Genomic DNA, 16,243 nt, shown 5'->3' with positions numbered 1-16,243 from the left:
AATGAACGGTATTATCAACTTAAAGAAAGAAGCAGGGATGACCTCACATGATGCGGTTTTTAAACTGCGTAAGATTTTAGGGACTAAGAAAATCGGACACGGTGGGACCTTGGATCCGGATGTTGTGGGTGTTTTACCCATTGCTGTAGGGAAGGCGACTCGCATGGTTGAGTTCATGCAGGATGAGGGAAAGGTCTACGAAGGTGAAATCACACTTGGATACTCTACGACTACTGAGGATGCTAGTGGTGAAATAGTTGCAGAAACTCCTGTGTTAGCTCCATTGGATGAACATCTTGTCGATGAAGTCATTGCGAGTTTAACTGGTCCTATCACTCAAATCCCACCAATGTACTCGGCCGTTAAGGTCAATGGTCGCAAACTCTATGAGTATGCGCGTGCTGGTCAGGAAGTGGAACGTCCTGAACGTCAGGTGACGATTTATAGTTTTGAAAGAACGAGTCTGATTTCTTATGATGGTCATCTTGCACGATTTACTTTTCGTGTAAAATGCAGTAAGGGTACTTATATCCGTACTTTGTCAGTCGACTTGGGAGAGAAACTTGGTTATGCTGCGCATATGTCTCAGTTAACACGGACCAGTGCTGCTGGTTTGCAATTGGAGGACGCATTGACTCTAGAAGAAATTACTGCAAAAGTAGAGTCTGGTGAGTTGGACTTTCTCCATCCTCTAGAGATTGGGATAGGTGACCTTGTCAAAGTTTTTCTTACACCTGAACAGGCAGAAGAAGTCCGTTTTGGACGTTTTATCGAATTGGAGCAAACAGAAAAACAATTAGCTGCTTTTGAAGGCGAGAAGCTATTAGCTATTTTAGAAAAGCGTGAAAATCTTTATAAACCTAGAAAGGTTTTCTCTTAAAAATTTACCAAACCGTTGATTTTTATCTACAATTTAGAAGATGAGTTTTTCTCATACATTTCAAAAAATGGCCGTGAAAATATTTTAGAATTTTATGTCCTAAAAAACCATTGAAAATACAGTGTTATTTGACAGTTCGGTTTACTTATGATAAGATTTAATTTAAGAAAAGTTAGAGAAAAATAGAGGATATTATGAGTATTGAAATGACTGTCAGTGAGATTGCTGAGGTCTTGGGGCTATCCCGACAAGCAATCAATAATCGTGTCAAAGAATTACCTGAAGAAGATATTACAAAAAACGACAAAGGTGTCACCGTTGTTACCCGTAGTGGATTGATCAAACTTGAAGAAATCTACAAAAAGACTATCTTTGAAGATGAACCAGTTAGTGATGAAGTTAAGCAGCGAGAACTCATGGAGATTCTTGTTGATGAGAAGAATGCCGAAATCATCCGTCTTTATGAGCAATTAAAAGCTAAAGATAAACAACTGGCTGAAAAAGATGAACAGATGCGAGTCAAAGACCGCCAAATCGCTGAAAAAGATAAGCAATTGGATCAACAACAACAGTTAACCCTTCAAGCTATGAAGGATCAAGAAACACTTCAGTTGGAGTTGGATCAAGCTAAGCAAGAAGTACAAGCATCGAAGAAAGGCTTCTTTGCTCGCTTATTTGGAAAATAAGAAAAAACTGCTTGGTTTCTATAAATAGACCAGGTGGTTTCTTTTTACAAACTAATTAGGTACGATAAGATGGAAACACTAAGAGATTATATCTCATTTGATTTAGAATTTAACAAACACCAGGATAAGACTCATTTGATTCAAGTATCGGCGGTACATTTTAAAGACGGTGAAGAAGTAGGAGCGTTTGACTCTTATGTCTACACTGATGTTCCTTTGAAAAGTTTTATTAATGGTTTGACTGGTATTACTTCAGAGACTCTCAAAGATGCTCCAAAGGTAGAAGAAGTTCTCCAAAAGTTTCAAGATTTTGTTGGAGCTTTGCCACTTGTTGGTTATAATGCAGCAAAGAGTGATTTACCGATTTTACTAGAACATGGGTTTGACTATCGTGATCAATATAAAGTCGATCTTTATGATGAGGCTTTTGAACGTCGTAGTTCTGATCTACATGGAATTGCTAATCTAAAATTGCAAACTGTGGCTAGCTTTCTAGGATTTAAAGGGCAATCTCATAATAGTTTAGAAGATGCTCGCATGACTGCGCAAATTTATGAAGCTTTTCTGGATTCGGATGAGAGTCGGCTTTTACTCAATACTCAGAGCAACCTCAATTCTAATCCTTTTGGTGGTTTAGATTTATCACAACTTTTTGATTAGGAGGTTTTTATGAAACCTGAAAAACCGAAAAAATTGGGTTTTAAAAAGATTTACCTTAATCTAGATAAAATCCTATTTCTATTCTTTCTAATCTTTATGCTGGTTGACTATATTTGGTTGCCATTAAACTCAGTCATAGCTGGATTTTTACTAAGTCAGACTGGATATTTGTTTATTTCTTATAACAATATTTTTTCAATCATAAAAAATGCTCCTATAGTCAGTCTTGGTTTTGTGGTTTTGATAGCCATTAATCTACTGGTAGCCTATTTTCAACTCAGTATTCTCTTTATTGGAGCACGTCATCTCCTTTATCATGAAAAAAGAACTCTCATAGAATATAGTCGAAAAGTATTCCGTGAAAGCCTAGCTTTTATGAAGAAGTTGACTATTTCTAAAGCATTATTTATCTTTCTTTTTGTGGCAATGCTATTTCCTTTTATCAGAAAGATATTTAAGATTTATTATTTCAATAAAATAGTGATTCCGGAGTTTATCCAAACTTACATGGAAGATAAATATTGGATGTGGTGGGTAGCTATTATCAGCTTATCACTTTTATTCTTCTATGTTTCAGTTCGGTTGATGTTCGCATTACCAAAAGTCTTTTACGAAAAGATGTCAGTTAAGGACTCCGTTCTTTATAGTCTTGAAAAAACAAAGAATAACTTTTGGTTTTATGCCTGGCATTTATTCTTAATTATTGTAAAGACAAACCTATTCTTTTACCTACCTCTCATCCCTATATTATCAATTCAGTTTATAGTGGATAGCATAACACAGAAAGAATCCCTAGTTCTTGCTATTATTAACTTTGTTCTCATCAAGAATTTTCATTATATGGCATTAACCTATTTCCTTATTAAATTCTCTTCTTTTCTAACAGGAGAAGAACTTGACATTATGCCAAGACGGGAGAAGGACCATATCATGAGATGGGGTGTGATGGTCTGTGCAAGTACTTTCTTTGCAATTGAAGGATATAATTATCTAGAAGCTCCTGTAGTCAATCCGCCACTTGTAATTTCACATCGTGGCGTATCAAATGGCAATGGTGTGCAAAATACCATTCAATCTTTAGAAAAAACATCTCAATTAAAACCAGATTTAATCGAGATGGATATCCAGGAAACCAAGGATGGTCAATTTGTCATGATGCACGATGCAAATCTTAGAGGATTAGCAGGTTTGAATAAGACGCCACAGGATTTGACTCTGGAAGAGTTACAACAGATCGACATACACGAGAATGGTCATACGACGAAGATTTCGAGTTTTGATGATTATCTGAATCGCGCAAATGAATTGCATCAGAAACTTCTTATTGAAATTAAGACTAGCCACAAAGATAGTCCGCAAATGATGGATCATTTTCTCGAAAAGTATGCTGCAAAAATTAAGGTTTATGGTCATCAAATGCAATCCTTGGATTATCACGTTGTTGAGAAAGTAACCCAGTATGATAAGGATATTCCAATCTATTTTATCCTTCCTTATAATTCTGTCTTCCCGAGAACAAATGCAACGGGGTATACTATGGAGTACTCTACATTGGACGAATACTTTGTAACCAAACTTTGGAATACTGAACAAAAACTCTATGTATGGACAATCAATAGTTCTGAGTCATTTGATAAGTCTTTCCGCTTAGGTGTCAACGGCATGATAACGGATAACTTGGAAATGATTAAAGATGAACTAGAAACAGCTCAGGAAGATCCTGAGTATACAGACTTGCTTTTAAAAAAGGCAACTGAATTCTTTACATTCTAATCAAAAAAGAGGCTGTTAACCAGCCTCTTTTTGTACGATATTAAAAAGGTAATTTACCTGCGAATGCACCAAGTTTCTTTTTGGTAGTTTCGTCAATTTGCTCGAGAGCAGCATTGAGTGCTTGGACAGTCATATCAGATAGTGTCTCAATATCTTCTGGATCTACGACTGCTGGATCAAAATCAATTTTAACGACTTTTTTATCACCAGTTAATGTTGCAGTTACCAGATTTTGAGCAGAAGTTCCAACAAATTCAGTAGCAGCAAGCTCAGCTTGACTTTGTTCCATTTGTTTTTGAAGTTTTTGAGCTTGGCGCATCATGTTTTGCATATTCATCATGGTGGTTTGTAGCTTCCTTTTCTTTTATTTTCCATTTTATTTTAACAATTTTAATTGGAAAAGTCTAATTAAAATTTCAGGATAGCTATATATATCAACCAATGGTTTAAGGTTTCTTTAAGCTTTCTATATTATTCTGAAGAACTCTATATTAATCGAGAGCTAGAAATGACAGATTAGAACTCAATTTTGCCAAAAACGTGATTTTGATACTAGTTTCTAGCTAGAGGGACCTAGTATTTATTTTAAGATAGTGCTAGATTATGATATAATAGGAAAGAATGAGTTTTTAGTACAAACCAAAGGAGAATCAATATGATTTATGCTGGAATTTTAGCAGGTGGAACCGGCACGCGCATGGGAATTAGTAACTTACCCAAACAATTTCTTGAGTTGGGAGATCGCCCAATTCTAATTCATACAATTGAAAAATTCGTCTTAGAACCAAGTATTGAAAAAATCGTTGTTGGGGTTCATGGCGACTGGGTGACACATGCAGAAGATTTAGTTGAAAAATTCCTTCCACTCCACAAGGAACGTATCATCATTACAAAAGGTGGGGCTGATCGTAATTCTAGTATTGAAAAGATTATTGAAGCCATCGATGCTTACCGTCCACTAACAGAAGATGATATCGTAGTAACACATGATTCGGTTCGTCCCTTTATCACTCTTCGTATGATTCAAGACAATATCGCTCTTGCTCAAAAACATGATGCGGTTGACACTGTGGTTGAAGCGGTGGATACAATTGTTGAAAGCACAAATGGTCAGTTTATTACAGATATTCCAAATCGTGCTCATCTTTACCAAGGACAGACTCCACAAACATTCCGTTGTAAAGACTTTATTGATTTGTATGGTTCATTATCAGCAGAAGAAAAAGAAATTTTAACAGATGCATGTAAAATCTTTGTCATTAAGGGTAAAGATGTGGCCTTGGCTAAAGGTGAATACTCAAACCTTAAAATTACAACAGTTACAGACTTGAAGATTGCTAAAAGCATGATTGAGAAAGACTAGAGACATGATTAATCAAATTTATCAACTGACAAAACCAAAATTTATCAATATTAAATATCAGGAAGAAGAGATTGACCAAGAGAATCATATCCTCATTCGACCAAATTATATGGCGGTTTGTCATGCGGATCAACGCTATTACCAAGGAAAGCGTGATCCCAAAATATTATCTAAAAAGCTTCCAATGGCTATGATTCATGAGTCTTGTGGAACTGTTATTTCTGATCCAACAGGTACCTATAAGGTTGGTCAGAAGGTTGTTATGATTCCAAATCAACCACCTATGCAAAGTGACGAGGAGTTCTATGAAAACTACATGACAGGTACCTACTTCTTGTCAAGTGGTTATGATGGATTCATGCGTGAGTTTGTTTCTCTTCCAAAAGATCGTGTAGTAGCTTATGCTGACATCGAAGATACGGTAGCTGCTATCACTGAATTTGTCAGTGTTGGTATGCATGCCATGAATCGTTTTTTGACAGTTTCTCATAGCAGAAGACAGAGAATAGCTGTCATTGGTGATGGTAGTCTAGCCTTTGTCATGGCAAATATTATCAACTATACCTTGCCTGAAGCTGAAATTATCGTAATTGGTCGTCACTGGGAAAAGTTGGAACTCTTCTCTTTTGCTAAAGAGCTTTACATCACTGATAGTATCCCAGAGGATCTTAGTTTTGACCATGGTTTTGAATGCTGTGGTGGTGATGGATGCGGACCTGCTATTAATGACTTGATCCGTTACATCAAACCACAAGGGACCATTTTGATGATGGGTGTTAGTGAGTATAAGGTCAACATCAACACTCGGGATTCATTGGAAAAAGGCTTGTTACTAGTCGGCTCTTCACGTTCAGGAAGAATTGACTTTGAAAATGCTATCCAAATGATGGAAATTAAAAAATTTGCCAATCGTTTGAAGAATATCATTTATCTAGAAGAACCAGTCAGAGAAATTAAAGATATTCACCGAGTTTTTGCAACTGACTTAAATACCGCATTTAAGACAGTCTTTAAGTGGGAAGTATAATGGAGGATTATTGTGAAGGAAATCGTTAAAGCAAAGATTGCTTCCTTATTGTCAGCTGACGAAGAAATTCAGAGCGTTGAACAATTGGGGGGGATGACCAATCAAAACTATTTGGTTAAAACAACCTCAAACCAGTACATCGTTAAGTTTTTTGGTAAAGGTACTGATAAATTAATCGACCGCCAGAATGAAAAGTACAATCTTGAGTTGTTGAAAGATTTAAAATTAGATGTAGAAAATTATCTTTTTGATATCGAAGCAGGTATCAAGGTTAATCAGTACATCGAAAATGCTGAGACACTTAATTTTAATACCATTAAAACTAAATTTGAAAAGATAGCTCCAATTTTACAAACGATTCATGCTTCTGGTAAAGAATTGAAAGGAGAGTTTGCTCCTTTTGAGGAAATTAAAAAATATGAATCATTGATTCAAGGGGAGATTTCTTATCCTAATTATGAAGCTGTCAGAAAGGCTGTATTTTCTCTGAAAGAAGAGCTTGAACAAATTGGAATTGACAAGAAATCATGTCATATTGATTTGGTTCCAGAAAACTTTATTGAAGGTCCAGACGGACATCTTTATCTAATTGATTGGGAATATTCTTCTATGAATGATCCTATGTGGGATTTGGCAGCCCTCTTCCTAGAATCTGAATTTACAAGTGCAGAAGAAGAAGACTTTTTAAGTCATTACGAGAGTGACAAGACTCCAGTTTCAAGGGAGAAAATTCGTATTTACAAAATCTTGCAAGATATCATTTGGAGTCTTTGGACTATTTACAAAGAAGAAAATGGTGCAGATTTCGGAGATTACGGAATCTCTCGTTACAATAGAGCAGTAAAAGAATTAGAGTCTGAAGGAGATTTAAATGAAAACTAAAAATGGAGTTTCTTTTGGGCTACTATCAGGTGTGTTCTGGGGATTAGGATTAACTATTAGTGCTTATATCTTTTCAATATTCACGGATTTATCGCCCTTCGTAGTAGCAGCAGCACACGATTTCCTAAGTATTTTTATCTTGCTAGGATATCTTCTAGTTAAGGAAGGCAGAGTTCGTTTTTCAATCTTCTTGAACATTCGAAATGTCAGTGTTATCATCGGAGCTTTACTAGCCGGTCCGATTGGTATGCAGGCCAATCTCTATGCGGTTAAGTATATTGGAAGTTCATTAGCTTCGTCAGTCTCAGCTATTTATCCGGCAGTCTCAGTCTTGCTTGCCTTCTTCTTTTTGAAGCACAAGATTTCCAAAAATACAATTTTTGGTATCTTTCTAATCATTGCTGGGATTATTGCTCAGACCTATAAAGCAGAGCAGGTTAATTCTTTCTATATAGGTATTCTATGTGCTTTGATTTGTGCTTTTGCTTGGGGAAGTGAAAGTGTTCTGAGCTCCTTTGCTATGGAAAGTGACCTCAGCGAAATTGAAGCTCTCTTGATTCGTCAAGTTACATCCTTCTTGTCTTATCTTGTTATTGTGCTTTTCTCGCATCACTCATTTGCAGAAGTGGCAAATGGGCAATTGTTTGGTTTATTGATAGTCTTTGCAGCATTTAATATGATCTCTTATCTCGCCTACTATATGGCTATCAATCGATTGCAGCCAGCAAAAGCTACTGGATTAAATGTGAGTTATGTAGTATGGACTGTTTTATTTGCAGCAATTTTCTTGGGTTCACCCCTTAATTTGCTAACCATCATTACTTCACTTATCGTAATGGCTGGTGTTTACATTATTATTAAAGAATAAAGGAGAAAGCGCGTGAAAGCGATCATCTTAGCAGCGGGCTTGGGAACTCGTTTGAGACCCATGACAGAAAATACTCCCAAAGCCTTGGTTAAAGTCAATCAAAAACCTTTGGTTGAATATCAAATTGAATTTTTAAAAGAACGTGGAATTGATGACATTATTATTGTCGTAGGTTATTTGAAAGAACAATTCGACTACCTTAAAGAAAAATATGGTGTTCGTTTAGTCTTTAATGATAAGTTTGCTGATTACAATAACTTTTACTCTCTTTACTTGGTAAAAGAAGAGTTGGCTAACAGCTACGTTATCGATGCGGATAACTATCTTTTCAAGAATATGTTCCGTAATGATATCGAACGTTCTACTTATTTCAGTGTTTATCGCGAGGACTGTGATAATGAGTGGTTCCTAGTTTACGGAGATGATTACAAAGTTCAAGATATTATTGTTGATAGCAAAAATGGACGCATCTTGAGTGGTGTATCATTCTGGGATGCTCCAACAGCTGAAAAGATTGTTGGTTTTATTGATGAAGCCTATGCAAGCGGCGAATTTGTTGATCTCTATTGGGACAACATGGTTAAAGATAATATCAAAGAATTAGATGTTTACGTAGAAGAGTTGGAAGAAAATTCTATCTACGAAATTGATAGTGTCAAAGATTATCAAAAATTGGAGAAGATTCTCTCTTCACAAAAATAAGCAGTTTTTATGAACTGATACCTGACCTATTTTTACTTGACTTTTTAGGCTTGATGCAGTATACTAGTGAAAATTTAACCTTTAAGGGAAGTCCAGAGAGACTCACAAGGTGTCAGAGAAAAGAAACTACGATAGAAGCAGGTAAGCAAGTGCTTATTTGGTACTTTTGTGTGAATATCTTAACTGAAACCTTGCAATTGCAAGGTTTTTTCTTTATCTGATCCCCTTAAAATTTAAGGAGGAAAAGTTATGAATCCAAATTGTAAAAAACGAATGGGTGCCATTCGCTTAGATGTTATGAGAGTAGTATCTCAGGAGGAAATCGCGCCAGCAATCTTTGAGCTTGTACTTGAAGGAGAAATGGTGGAAGCTATGAAAGCGGGCCAATTTCTTCATTTGCGTGTACCTGATGATGCCCATCTCTTACGTCGTCCAATTTCGATTTCATCAATAGATAAGGCGTCTAAGCAATGCAGACTTATCTATCGAGTTGAAGGAGCAGGAACAGCAATCTTTTCAAGATTAAAAACAGGTGATAGCATAGATGTTATGGGACCTCAAGGAAATGGCTTTGATTTATCTGATTTAGACAAGAAGAATCGTGTTCTTATAGTTGGTGGTGGAATCGGAGTGCCGCCCTTACTTGAAGTAGCTAAACAACTGCATGATCGTGGTGTTGAAATAACAACTGTTTTAGGATTCGCTACTAAAGATGCTGTTATTTTGGAAGATGAATTATCCAGATTTAGTCAGGTCTTTGTAACGACTGATGATGGATCTTATGGTATTAAAGGAAACGTATCGGTAGTGATTAATGAATTTGACACAGAATTTGATGCCATCTACTCTTGCGGTGCACCTGGTATGATGAAATATATCAATCAAACCTTCTATGACCATCCAAGAGCTTATCTATCTCTAGAATCTCGTATGGCCTGTGGCATGGGGGCTTGCTACGCTTGTGTCCTGAAAGTGCCAGATAGTGAAACAGTTAGTCAACGTGTGTGTGAAGATGGGCCTGTATTTAAAACAGGAACTGTTGTTTTATAAGGAGAGTGTCATGACTACAAATCGATTACAAGTTTCTCTACCAGGCTTAGAATTAAAGAATCCTATCATTCCTGCTTCAGGCTGTTTTGGTTTCGGACAAGAGTATGCCAAATACTATGATTTGAATCTCTTGGGCTCTATCATGATTAAAGCTACAACCCTTGAACCACGTTTTGGTAATCCAACTCCTCGAGTGGCTGAAACACCTGCTGGTATGCTGAATGCCATTGGTCTACAAAATCCAGGACTAGATGCCGTTCTCTCTGAAAAGTTACCTTGGTTGCAAAGAGAGTATCCCAATCTTCCAATCATTGCCAATGTTGCTGGATTCTCAAAGCAAGAATACGCAGCCGTTTCTAGTGGTATTTCCAAGGCACCTAACGTGAAAGCCATTGAGCTCAATATTTCTTGTCCAAACGTCGATCATGGGAATCACGGACTTTTGATTGGGCAAGACCCAGATTTAGCTTATGATGTGGTAAAAGCAGCCGTAGGGGCATCAGATGTGCCAGTTTACGTTAAATTGACACCAAGTGTAACTGATATCGTGACCATCGCAAAAGCAGTAGAGGATGCAGGTGCTAGTGGTCTCACTATGATCAATACCCTTGTTGGTATGCGCTTTGATCTCAAAACTAGAAAACCAATTATTGCCAATGGTACTGGTGGAATGTCTGGGCCTGCAGTTTTTCCGGTAGCTCTTAAACTAATCCGTCAAGTAGCTCAAACAACTAATCTTCCAATCATTGGTATGGGAGGAGTTGATTCAGCTAAAGCCGCTATAGAAATGTATTTGGCGGGTGCGTCAGCAATAGGAGTCGGTACAGCAAACTTTACCAATCCTTATGCCTGTCCTGATATCATTGATAACCTACCAAAAGTCATGGACAAATATAATATCGAAACTCTGGAGCAATTGAGAAAAGAAGTAAAAAGTAACTTATAGTTTTTTAAATTCGTAATATTTTGAATGCTTTCTTCTTTCTGGTATAATATGACTATGATTGTAACAATACCTATAAAAACTGAAAAAGACATTGCAACACCAGGACCAACAGTCCTTGTTTTAGGATATTTTGATGGTATCCACCTTGGACATCAAAAATTATTTAGTATTGCTGGTGAAATTGCTGCTAAGAAGAGATTAAGCGTTGCTTTAATTACCTTTCATGAATCACCAAAATTAACCTTAAAACCCTATTCACCAGAAAATTTACTTCATATCCTGAATGCAGAAGAACGTGAACGTAAGTTTAAACGAGCTGGTGTCGAAAATCTTTATTTAATGGACTTCTCAAGTCGTATCGCTAATATGACAGCTCAAGAGTTTGTAGATACTTTTGTCAAAGAAGTTAAAGCGGATACTATTGTAGTTGGATTTGACTATAGTTTAGGTTCTGATAGAAAATCAGCTGAAGATTTAAAAGAAATCTTTGATGGAGAAGTAGTTGTAGTACCTCCTGTAGATGATGAAAAAGGAAAGATTAGCTCTACTCGTATTCGTCAAGCTATCCTTGAAGGGAATGTGAAAGAAGCAGGTCAGCTGCTTGGGAATCCACTTCCTACAAGAGGAATAGTCGTACATGGTAATGCTCGTGGTCGAACAATTGGTTATCCAACTGCCAATCTCGTGCTCTTGGATCGTACTTATATGCCGGCAGATGGTGTCTATACCGTTGATATCGAAATCAAGAGAAAACTCTATCGAGGAATGGCCAGTGTCGGTAAGAACGTAACCTTTGATGGAGAAGAAGAGCGTTTTGAAGTGAATATCTTTGATTTTGATGAAGATATTTATGGCGAAACAGTGACCGTCTATTGGTTAGATCGTATCCGAGATATGGTGAAATTTGACGGCATTGAACAACTGGTCAAACAACTCGAAGAAGATGAAAAAGCTGCAAGAAAATAAAAGTATTAAAAAGTTCGAATAATAGTTCGAGCTTTTTGTTTTTCAAAAGTAGTCGATTAAGACTCTTAGATTTATTTTTTTTATTGGTAAAATTTTGGGAAAAATTAAATTTCTAGCTTGACATCTTAAATTATAAGGAGTAGAATATTTACTAGTTAATTAAATGGTTAAATACTAGTTAAGGAGTTCTAGTGAAAAAGAAAATACTAATAGGTATGCTATCTTCGGTACTTGCCTTATTTTTAGGAGCTTGTAGTCAAGATAAGCAAAATGATGTCAAAGAATCTCATGGAATGAAAATAGTTACCAGTTTTTATCCTGTATATGCTATGGTAAAAGCAGTTTCTGGTGATCTTAATGATGTAAGAATGATTCAGTCTAGTTCAGGCATTCATTCTTATGAACCGTCAGCAAATGATATTGCAGCTATCTACGATGCGGATGTATTTGTTTATCATTCTCATACCTTAGAGTCTTGGGCGGGTAGTTTAGATCCAAGTCTACAAAAGTCCAAGGTTAAGGTTCTAGAAGCATCTGAGGGTATGACCTTGGATAGAGTATCTGGCTTAGAAGATATAGAAGTAGGAAAAGGTGTGGATGAGAAAAGTCTTTATGATCCCCATACTTGGTTAGACCCTGAAAAGGTAGCTGAGGAAGCACAGATTATCGCTGATAAGTTATCCGAACTGGACAGTGCTAACAAAGATACCTATCAGAAAAATGCACAGAATTTTAGTGCCAAGGCTCACGATTTGACTAAGAAATACCAACCCATCTTTGAAAAGGCTAATCAAAAGACATTTGTGACCCAACACACAGCCTTTTCATATTTGGCAAAACGATTTGGACTAAATCAGCTTGGGATTGCAGGAATATCTCCTGATCAAGAACCAAGCCCAAGACAACTGACTGAAATCCAAGAATTTGTTAAGACCTATAAAGTTAAAACTATTTTTACAGAGAGAAATGCTTCGTCTAAAATAGCTGAAACCCTTATCAAGTCAACAGGTGTTAGTCTTAAAACTCTCAATCCTTTAGAGGCAGACCCACAAAATGATAAGTCTTATTTAGATAATTTAGAAGAGGATATTGCAATACTAGCAGAAGAATTGAAATGAGGAAATTATGAATAAAACAAAGAAATACTTAGCTGGATCAGCAGTAGTTATTGCGCTTAGTGTTTGTGCTTATGTTTTAAATCAGCACCAAGAAGCAGAGAAGAAGGAAGATAATCGTGTATCGTATGTTGATGGGAAAAAGAATGAGTCTAAAAAGAACGAAAATTTGACTCCTGATCAAGTTAGCAAAAAGGAAGGCATTGAGGCCGAACAAATTGTTGTGAAAATTACTGATCAGGGATATGTAACTTCTCACGGAGATCATTTCCATTACTATAATGGTAAAGTTCCTTTCGATGCGATTTTTAGTGAAGAACTAGTCATGAAAGATCCAAGTTATCAATTGCGTGATGAACACATCATTAACGAAATTAAAGGTGGTTACATCATCAAAGTTGATGGAAAATATTATGTCTACCTAAAAAATGCTAGCCAAGCTGAAAATATTCGTACCAAAGAACAAATTGAAAAACAAAAACAAGAGCATACATCTGACCAAAAAAATGATTCTAAGGAAGTTGTGGCAGCTAGAGCTCAAGGACGTTATACAACTGATGACGGTTATGTTTTTAACGCTTCTGATATCATTGAAGATACAGGAGATGCTTATATCGTTCCCCACGGAGGACACTTCCATTATATTCCTAAGAGTGATCTGTCAGCGGGTGAATTAGCTGCCGCAAAGGCTTATTTATCTGGCAATAGTTCAGCTCTCAGTCAACCCTTGTCACTGACACCGAATAATGGTGTTTCTGCAGCAGATGATGGTTATGTCTTTAACCCTAATGATATTGTCAGAGATACTGGCGATGCTTATATCGTACGACATGGGGACCACTATCACTATATCCCTAAATCATCTCTTAACAATCATCAAGCACAATCTAACACTCCAAGCTTAGAAAGTCCTTCTAATTCCACACCAAATAATCCGTTACCACATGTTCACCATGAAGAAGAGGAACACGATCATGGTTTTGATTCAAATAGAATTATAAGTGAAGATTCAGAAGGTTTTGTTATGAGCCATGGCGATCACAATCATTACTTCTTTAAAAAAGATTTATCACCTGATCAAATTAAGGCCGCACAAGATCACTTGTACGGCAATAAACATTCAGAAACTATCCCAGATAATCATAGCAGTCATAAACCAGAAGAACACCATCATGATAACCATGGAAACCATCATGAGGAAGAACACGATCATGGCTTTGCAGCAGATCGAGTGATAAGTGAAGATGATAAAGGATTTGTCGTTTCTCATGGAGATCACAATCATTACTTCTTTAAAAAAGATTTATCCCCTGATCAAATCAAGGCCGCGCAGGATCACTTGTACGGAAATAAACAATCAGAAACTAGCCCAGATAACCACAGTAGTAAACCAGAAGAACACCATCATGAGGAAGAGCACGATCATGGATTTGCAGCAGATCGAGTGATAAGTGAAGATGAAAAAGGATTTGTCGTTTCTCATGGAGATCACAACCACTATTTCTTTAAAAAAGATTTAACAAAAGATCAGATTAAAGCTGCTCAAGAACATTTAAACAGTCATAAAACTGAGTCTGTAAAACCTCTTGCCAAGACGGTTGAAAGTTTCTCTCGAGATGCCAGCGATGAAGAAAAAATAGCTTATATTTCTAAAACATATGGCGTTCCTCTTGAGGCTATCAGAATTTCAAATGGATTCTTTGTATTTGGTAATCCAGACCAAGCTTATGATCCAACTCACATTCACCCTTACGCCGTTCGTAAGGAACACGTTCGTATTCCGCTTCAAACAGGTGATGCAGAGCTTGATTTCCTAAACGAACTCTATACAACTGCTCTACGTGATGGAGTCTCTCCTTATAGCTTGCAGGTTGAAAATGGTAGCTTTGTTATCCCTCATGGTGATCACAACCACTACATCAAGGTTCAAACCAAAGGTTATGAAGTCGCTTTGAAAAACAAAATTCCTGCATTACAGTCAACTTACCAACCTGGTGCTTTTGATGAAAAAGCAGTCCAGTATAAGATTGATCAACTCTTGGCAGAAAGTCGCGAAGTCTATAAAGATAAACCAATTCTTCAAAGACAGATTGAACTTGCTTTGGGGCAATTTTCTGAGAATATGAAGAAGCTATCAACCAACTCTACTGCAGGTTATTTGGCAGCTTTGGATTTGTTTGATAAGCAGTATATTCACATTGACTCAAGTGTCAAACCAACAGAAATCAGTCCTTTAGACAAGAAATATCAAGCTTTAGTAGATAAGATTAATACCTTAGACACAGATGCTTATGGACTTCCTAAGAAGGATTTATTAACTCAGCTTCAAGAAAATAAACTAGCCCAAGATGAAGCAGGTTTAGATGCAGTTGAAGCTAAACTAGAAGCCTTGCAGGACTTCAATGATCGTACTGGAGTTACAACAGTCGAGTACATTAAGTATTTCTATCAACATTTATCTGATAATCACTTAAATGACACTCTTAGAAATAAAGTTGCGAACTTAACTTGGACACTTTATCAATCACAATCCTTCCTTAAGGCGACTGACTTGAACAAACTCTTCCCGGAAATCTACCAAACAAAACTGGAAGTAGAAGAAGCACTGAATAATGAGCCGGTTGCAAGCAAGGCTTCTGAAACAATCTTAGATACAGAAAAAGTGGATGGCCATAGTGCTAAAACTGCAGTCTATGAGTTCTTGAAAGGTTTGTATGATGATATTAAACCTGAGGAACAAAGTAATCATGTCTTAAAAGGGCAAGTAGAAGAGTTACTAACAAAAGCTGAAGAATTAGTGAATCAAGTCAATGAGGAAGGGGTTAAAGCTTCACTCTCTGACGAAGTGAAAAATCTGAAGGCTGCTTTGGAGAAAGAAGACGCAGACCTTGATGAATTAAATACACAGGTCCATGATCTCTTGAAACGTATTTCACTAACAATCCAAAATGAACGTGATAATTCGAAACAAGACCCAGAGGTTTTAGTTCTTTACCAAAAACTCTATAACGGAGTCATTGCTCTCCATAGCTATTTGGAGATGAATAATGGTTCAGATGCTGACTTTGAAAAAGTAGATGCTCTGTTTGATAAACTAGCAGCAGCAAGTAAGGATAAGCAGGCTCTTCTAGCAGTTGCCCAAGAAATAGTCTTGTTAAATCAAGAGCTTAGATCAAAAGTAACGCCAAGTCAAGAAACACCTGTTGAAACAAAACAAGAAACACCAGGTCAAGCTAGCACCGAAGTAACAAGTGAAGAATCAAGTTCGCATTCAACTACTACAAGTCCTGAAACAATTGACAAAGAAGTAAATTAAAAAGAAGTA

The 16,243-nt window shown here is 36.8% G+C and carries 15 protein-coding genes; 14 read left to right on the top strand and 1 reads right to left on the bottom strand.

The window, feature by feature from the left end; all coding sequences use genetic code 11:
• Position 1: 1 nt before the first annotated feature.
• From truB to ACLNCS_RS00285, 4 genes are all read left to right on the top strand, one after another.
• Complete coding sequence (gene truB / locus ACLNCS_RS00300; protein WP_424846617.1) at positions 2-880, top strand: tRNA pseudouridine(55) synthase TruB; 879 nt, start codon at positions 2-4, stop codon at positions 878-880.
• Between the two features lie 194 nt (positions 881-1,074).
• Positions 1,075-1,566, top strand: a complete 492-nt coding sequence (locus tag ACLNCS_RS00295; RefSeq protein ID WP_004252719.1) for a DUF536 domain-containing protein — start codon at positions 1,075-1,077, stop codon at positions 1,564-1,566.
• A gap of 69 nt (positions 1,567-1,635) precedes the next feature.
• A complete protein-coding gene (locus tag ACLNCS_RS00290) occupies positions 1,636-2,226 on the top strand; it encodes a 3'-5' exonuclease (protein WP_424846615.1) in 591 nt (196 codons plus the stop codon).
• Positions 2,227-2,235: 9 nt separating this feature from the next.
• Complete coding sequence (locus ACLNCS_RS00285) at positions 2,236-3,999, top strand: glycerophosphoryl diester phosphodiesterase membrane domain-containing protein (RefSeq protein ID WP_424846613.1); 1,764 nt, start codon at positions 2,236-2,238, stop codon at positions 3,997-3,999.
• A gap of 40 nt (positions 4,000-4,039) precedes the next feature.
• Here the strand turns inward: ACLNCS_RS00285 and ACLNCS_RS00280 are convergent, their stop codons facing one another.
• Positions 4,040-4,339, bottom strand: a complete 300-nt coding sequence (locus ACLNCS_RS00280; protein ID WP_006145479.1) for a YbaB/EbfC family nucleoid-associated protein — start codon at positions 4,337-4,339, stop codon at positions 4,040-4,042.
• A gap of 315 nt (positions 4,340-4,654) precedes the next feature.
• Between ACLNCS_RS00280 and ACLNCS_RS00275 the strand changes: the two genes are divergently transcribed.
• From ACLNCS_RS00275 to ACLNCS_RS00230, 10 genes are all read left to right on the top strand, one after another.
• Positions 4,655-5,362, top strand: coding sequence for an IspD/TarI family cytidylyltransferase (locus ACLNCS_RS00275; RefSeq protein WP_006149770.1), 708 nt, complete (start codon positions 4,655-4,657; stop codon positions 5,360-5,362).
• A gap of 4 nt (positions 5,363-5,366) precedes the next feature.
• The gene (locus ACLNCS_RS00270; RefSeq protein ID WP_070678198.1) at positions 5,367-6,389 is read left to right on the top strand and encodes a ribitol-5-phosphate dehydrogenase; all 1,023 of its coding nucleotides are present in this window, start codon (positions 5,367-5,369) and stop codon (positions 6,387-6,389) included.
• Positions 6,390-6,401: 12 nt separating this feature from the next.
• Complete coding sequence (locus tag ACLNCS_RS00265; protein ID WP_070678200.1) at positions 6,402-7,271, top strand: phosphotransferase family protein; 870 nt, start codon at positions 6,402-6,404, stop codon at positions 7,269-7,271.
• Positions 7,261-8,139 (top strand): DMT family transporter, encoded by an 879-nt coding sequence (locus tag ACLNCS_RS00260; RefSeq protein ID WP_070678201.1) that lies wholly within the window; start codon positions 7,261-7,263, stop codon positions 8,137-8,139. The genes ACLNCS_RS00265 and ACLNCS_RS00260 overlap by 11 nt, the downstream gene beginning before the upstream one ends.
• 12 nt (positions 8,140-8,151) lie before the next feature.
• Positions 8,152-8,841, top strand: coding sequence for a sugar phosphate nucleotidyltransferase (locus tag ACLNCS_RS00255; protein ID WP_070678203.1), 690 nt, complete (start codon positions 8,152-8,154; stop codon positions 8,839-8,841).
• Between the two features lie 249 nt (positions 8,842-9,090).
• Positions 9,091-9,891 carry a dihydroorotate dehydrogenase electron transfer subunit gene (locus tag ACLNCS_RS00250; protein ID WP_070678205.1) on the top strand — a complete coding sequence of 267 codons (801 nt, stop codon included), beginning with the start codon at positions 9,091-9,093 and terminating at the stop codon, positions 9,889-9,891.
• The gene (locus ACLNCS_RS00245; RefSeq protein ID WP_083312344.1) at positions 9,854-10,837 is read left to right on the top strand and encodes a dihydroorotate dehydrogenase; all 984 of its coding nucleotides are present in this window, start codon (positions 9,854-9,856) and stop codon (positions 10,835-10,837) included. Before ACLNCS_RS00250 ends, ACLNCS_RS00245 begins: the two co-directional genes overlap by 38 nt.
• A gap of 54 nt (positions 10,838-10,891) precedes the next feature.
• Positions 10,892-11,803, top strand: a complete 912-nt coding sequence (locus ACLNCS_RS00240; protein ID WP_070678241.1) for a bifunctional riboflavin kinase/FAD synthetase — start codon at positions 10,892-10,894, stop codon at positions 11,801-11,803.
• A 215-nt stretch (positions 11,804-12,018) separates the two neighbouring features.
• Positions 12,019-12,921: a metal ABC transporter solute-binding protein, Zn/Mn family gene (locus tag ACLNCS_RS00235; protein ID WP_424847156.1), complete on the top strand. Its 903-nt coding sequence runs from the start codon at positions 12,019-12,021 to the stop codon at positions 12,919-12,921.
• Between the two features lie 7 nt (positions 12,922-12,928).
• Positions 12,929-16,234, top strand: a complete 3,306-nt coding sequence (locus ACLNCS_RS00230) for a pneumococcal-type histidine triad protein (RefSeq protein ID WP_424846608.1) — start codon at positions 12,929-12,931, stop codon at positions 16,232-16,234.
• The last annotated feature ends 9 nt before the right edge of the window (positions 16,235-16,243 follow it).

The organism is Streptococcus sp. CL9.43 (assembly GCF_049737935.1).
Taxonomy (GTDB): domain Bacteria; phylum Bacillota; class Bacilli; order Lactobacillales; family Streptococcaceae; genus Streptococcus; species Streptococcus infantis_I.
The sequence above is the reverse complement of the archived record's forward strand: the minus strand, read 5'-3'. Positions and strand labels throughout refer to the sequence as shown.

Coding starts and splice junctions, on each gene's coding strand:
- truB (WP_424846617.1), top strand. CDS start 2: ATGAACGGTATTATCAACTTAAAGAAAGAAGCAGGGATGACCTCACAT.
- ACLNCS_RS00295 (WP_004252719.1), top strand. CDS start 1,075: ATGAGTATTGAAATGACTGTCAGTGAGATTGCTGAGGTCTTGGGGCTA.
- ACLNCS_RS00290 (WP_424846615.1), top strand. CDS start 1,636: ATGGAAACACTAAGAGATTATATCTCATTTGATTTAGAATTTAACAAA.
- ACLNCS_RS00285 (WP_424846613.1), top strand. CDS start 2,236: ATGAAACCTGAAAAACCGAAAAAATTGGGTTTTAAAAAGATTTACCTT.
- ACLNCS_RS00280 (WP_006145479.1), bottom strand. CDS start 4,339: ATGATGAATATGCAAAACATGATGCGCCAAGCTCAAAAACTTCAAAAA.
- ACLNCS_RS00275 (WP_006149770.1), top strand. CDS start 4,655: ATGATTTATGCTGGAATTTTAGCAGGTGGAACCGGCACGCGCATGGGA.
- ACLNCS_RS00270 (WP_070678198.1), top strand. CDS start 5,367: ATGATTAATCAAATTTATCAACTGACAAAACCAAAATTTATCAATATT.
- ACLNCS_RS00260 (WP_070678201.1), top strand. CDS start 7,261: ATGAAAACTAAAAATGGAGTTTCTTTTGGGCTACTATCAGGTGTGTTC.
- ACLNCS_RS00250 (WP_070678205.1), top strand. CDS start 9,091: ATGAATCCAAATTGTAAAAAACGAATGGGTGCCATTCGCTTAGATGTT.
- ACLNCS_RS00245 (WP_083312344.1), top strand. CDS start 9,854: ATGGGCCTGTATTTAAAACAGGAACTGTTGTTTTATAAGGAGAGTGTC.
- ACLNCS_RS00240 (WP_070678241.1), top strand. CDS start 10,892: ATGATTGTAACAATACCTATAAAAACTGAAAAAGACATTGCAACACCA.
- ACLNCS_RS00235 (WP_424847156.1), top strand. CDS start 12,019: ATGCTATCTTCGGTACTTGCCTTATTTTTAGGAGCTTGTAGTCAAGAT.
- ACLNCS_RS00230 (WP_424846608.1), top strand. CDS start 12,929: ATGAATAAAACAAAGAAATACTTAGCTGGATCAGCAGTAGTTATTGCG.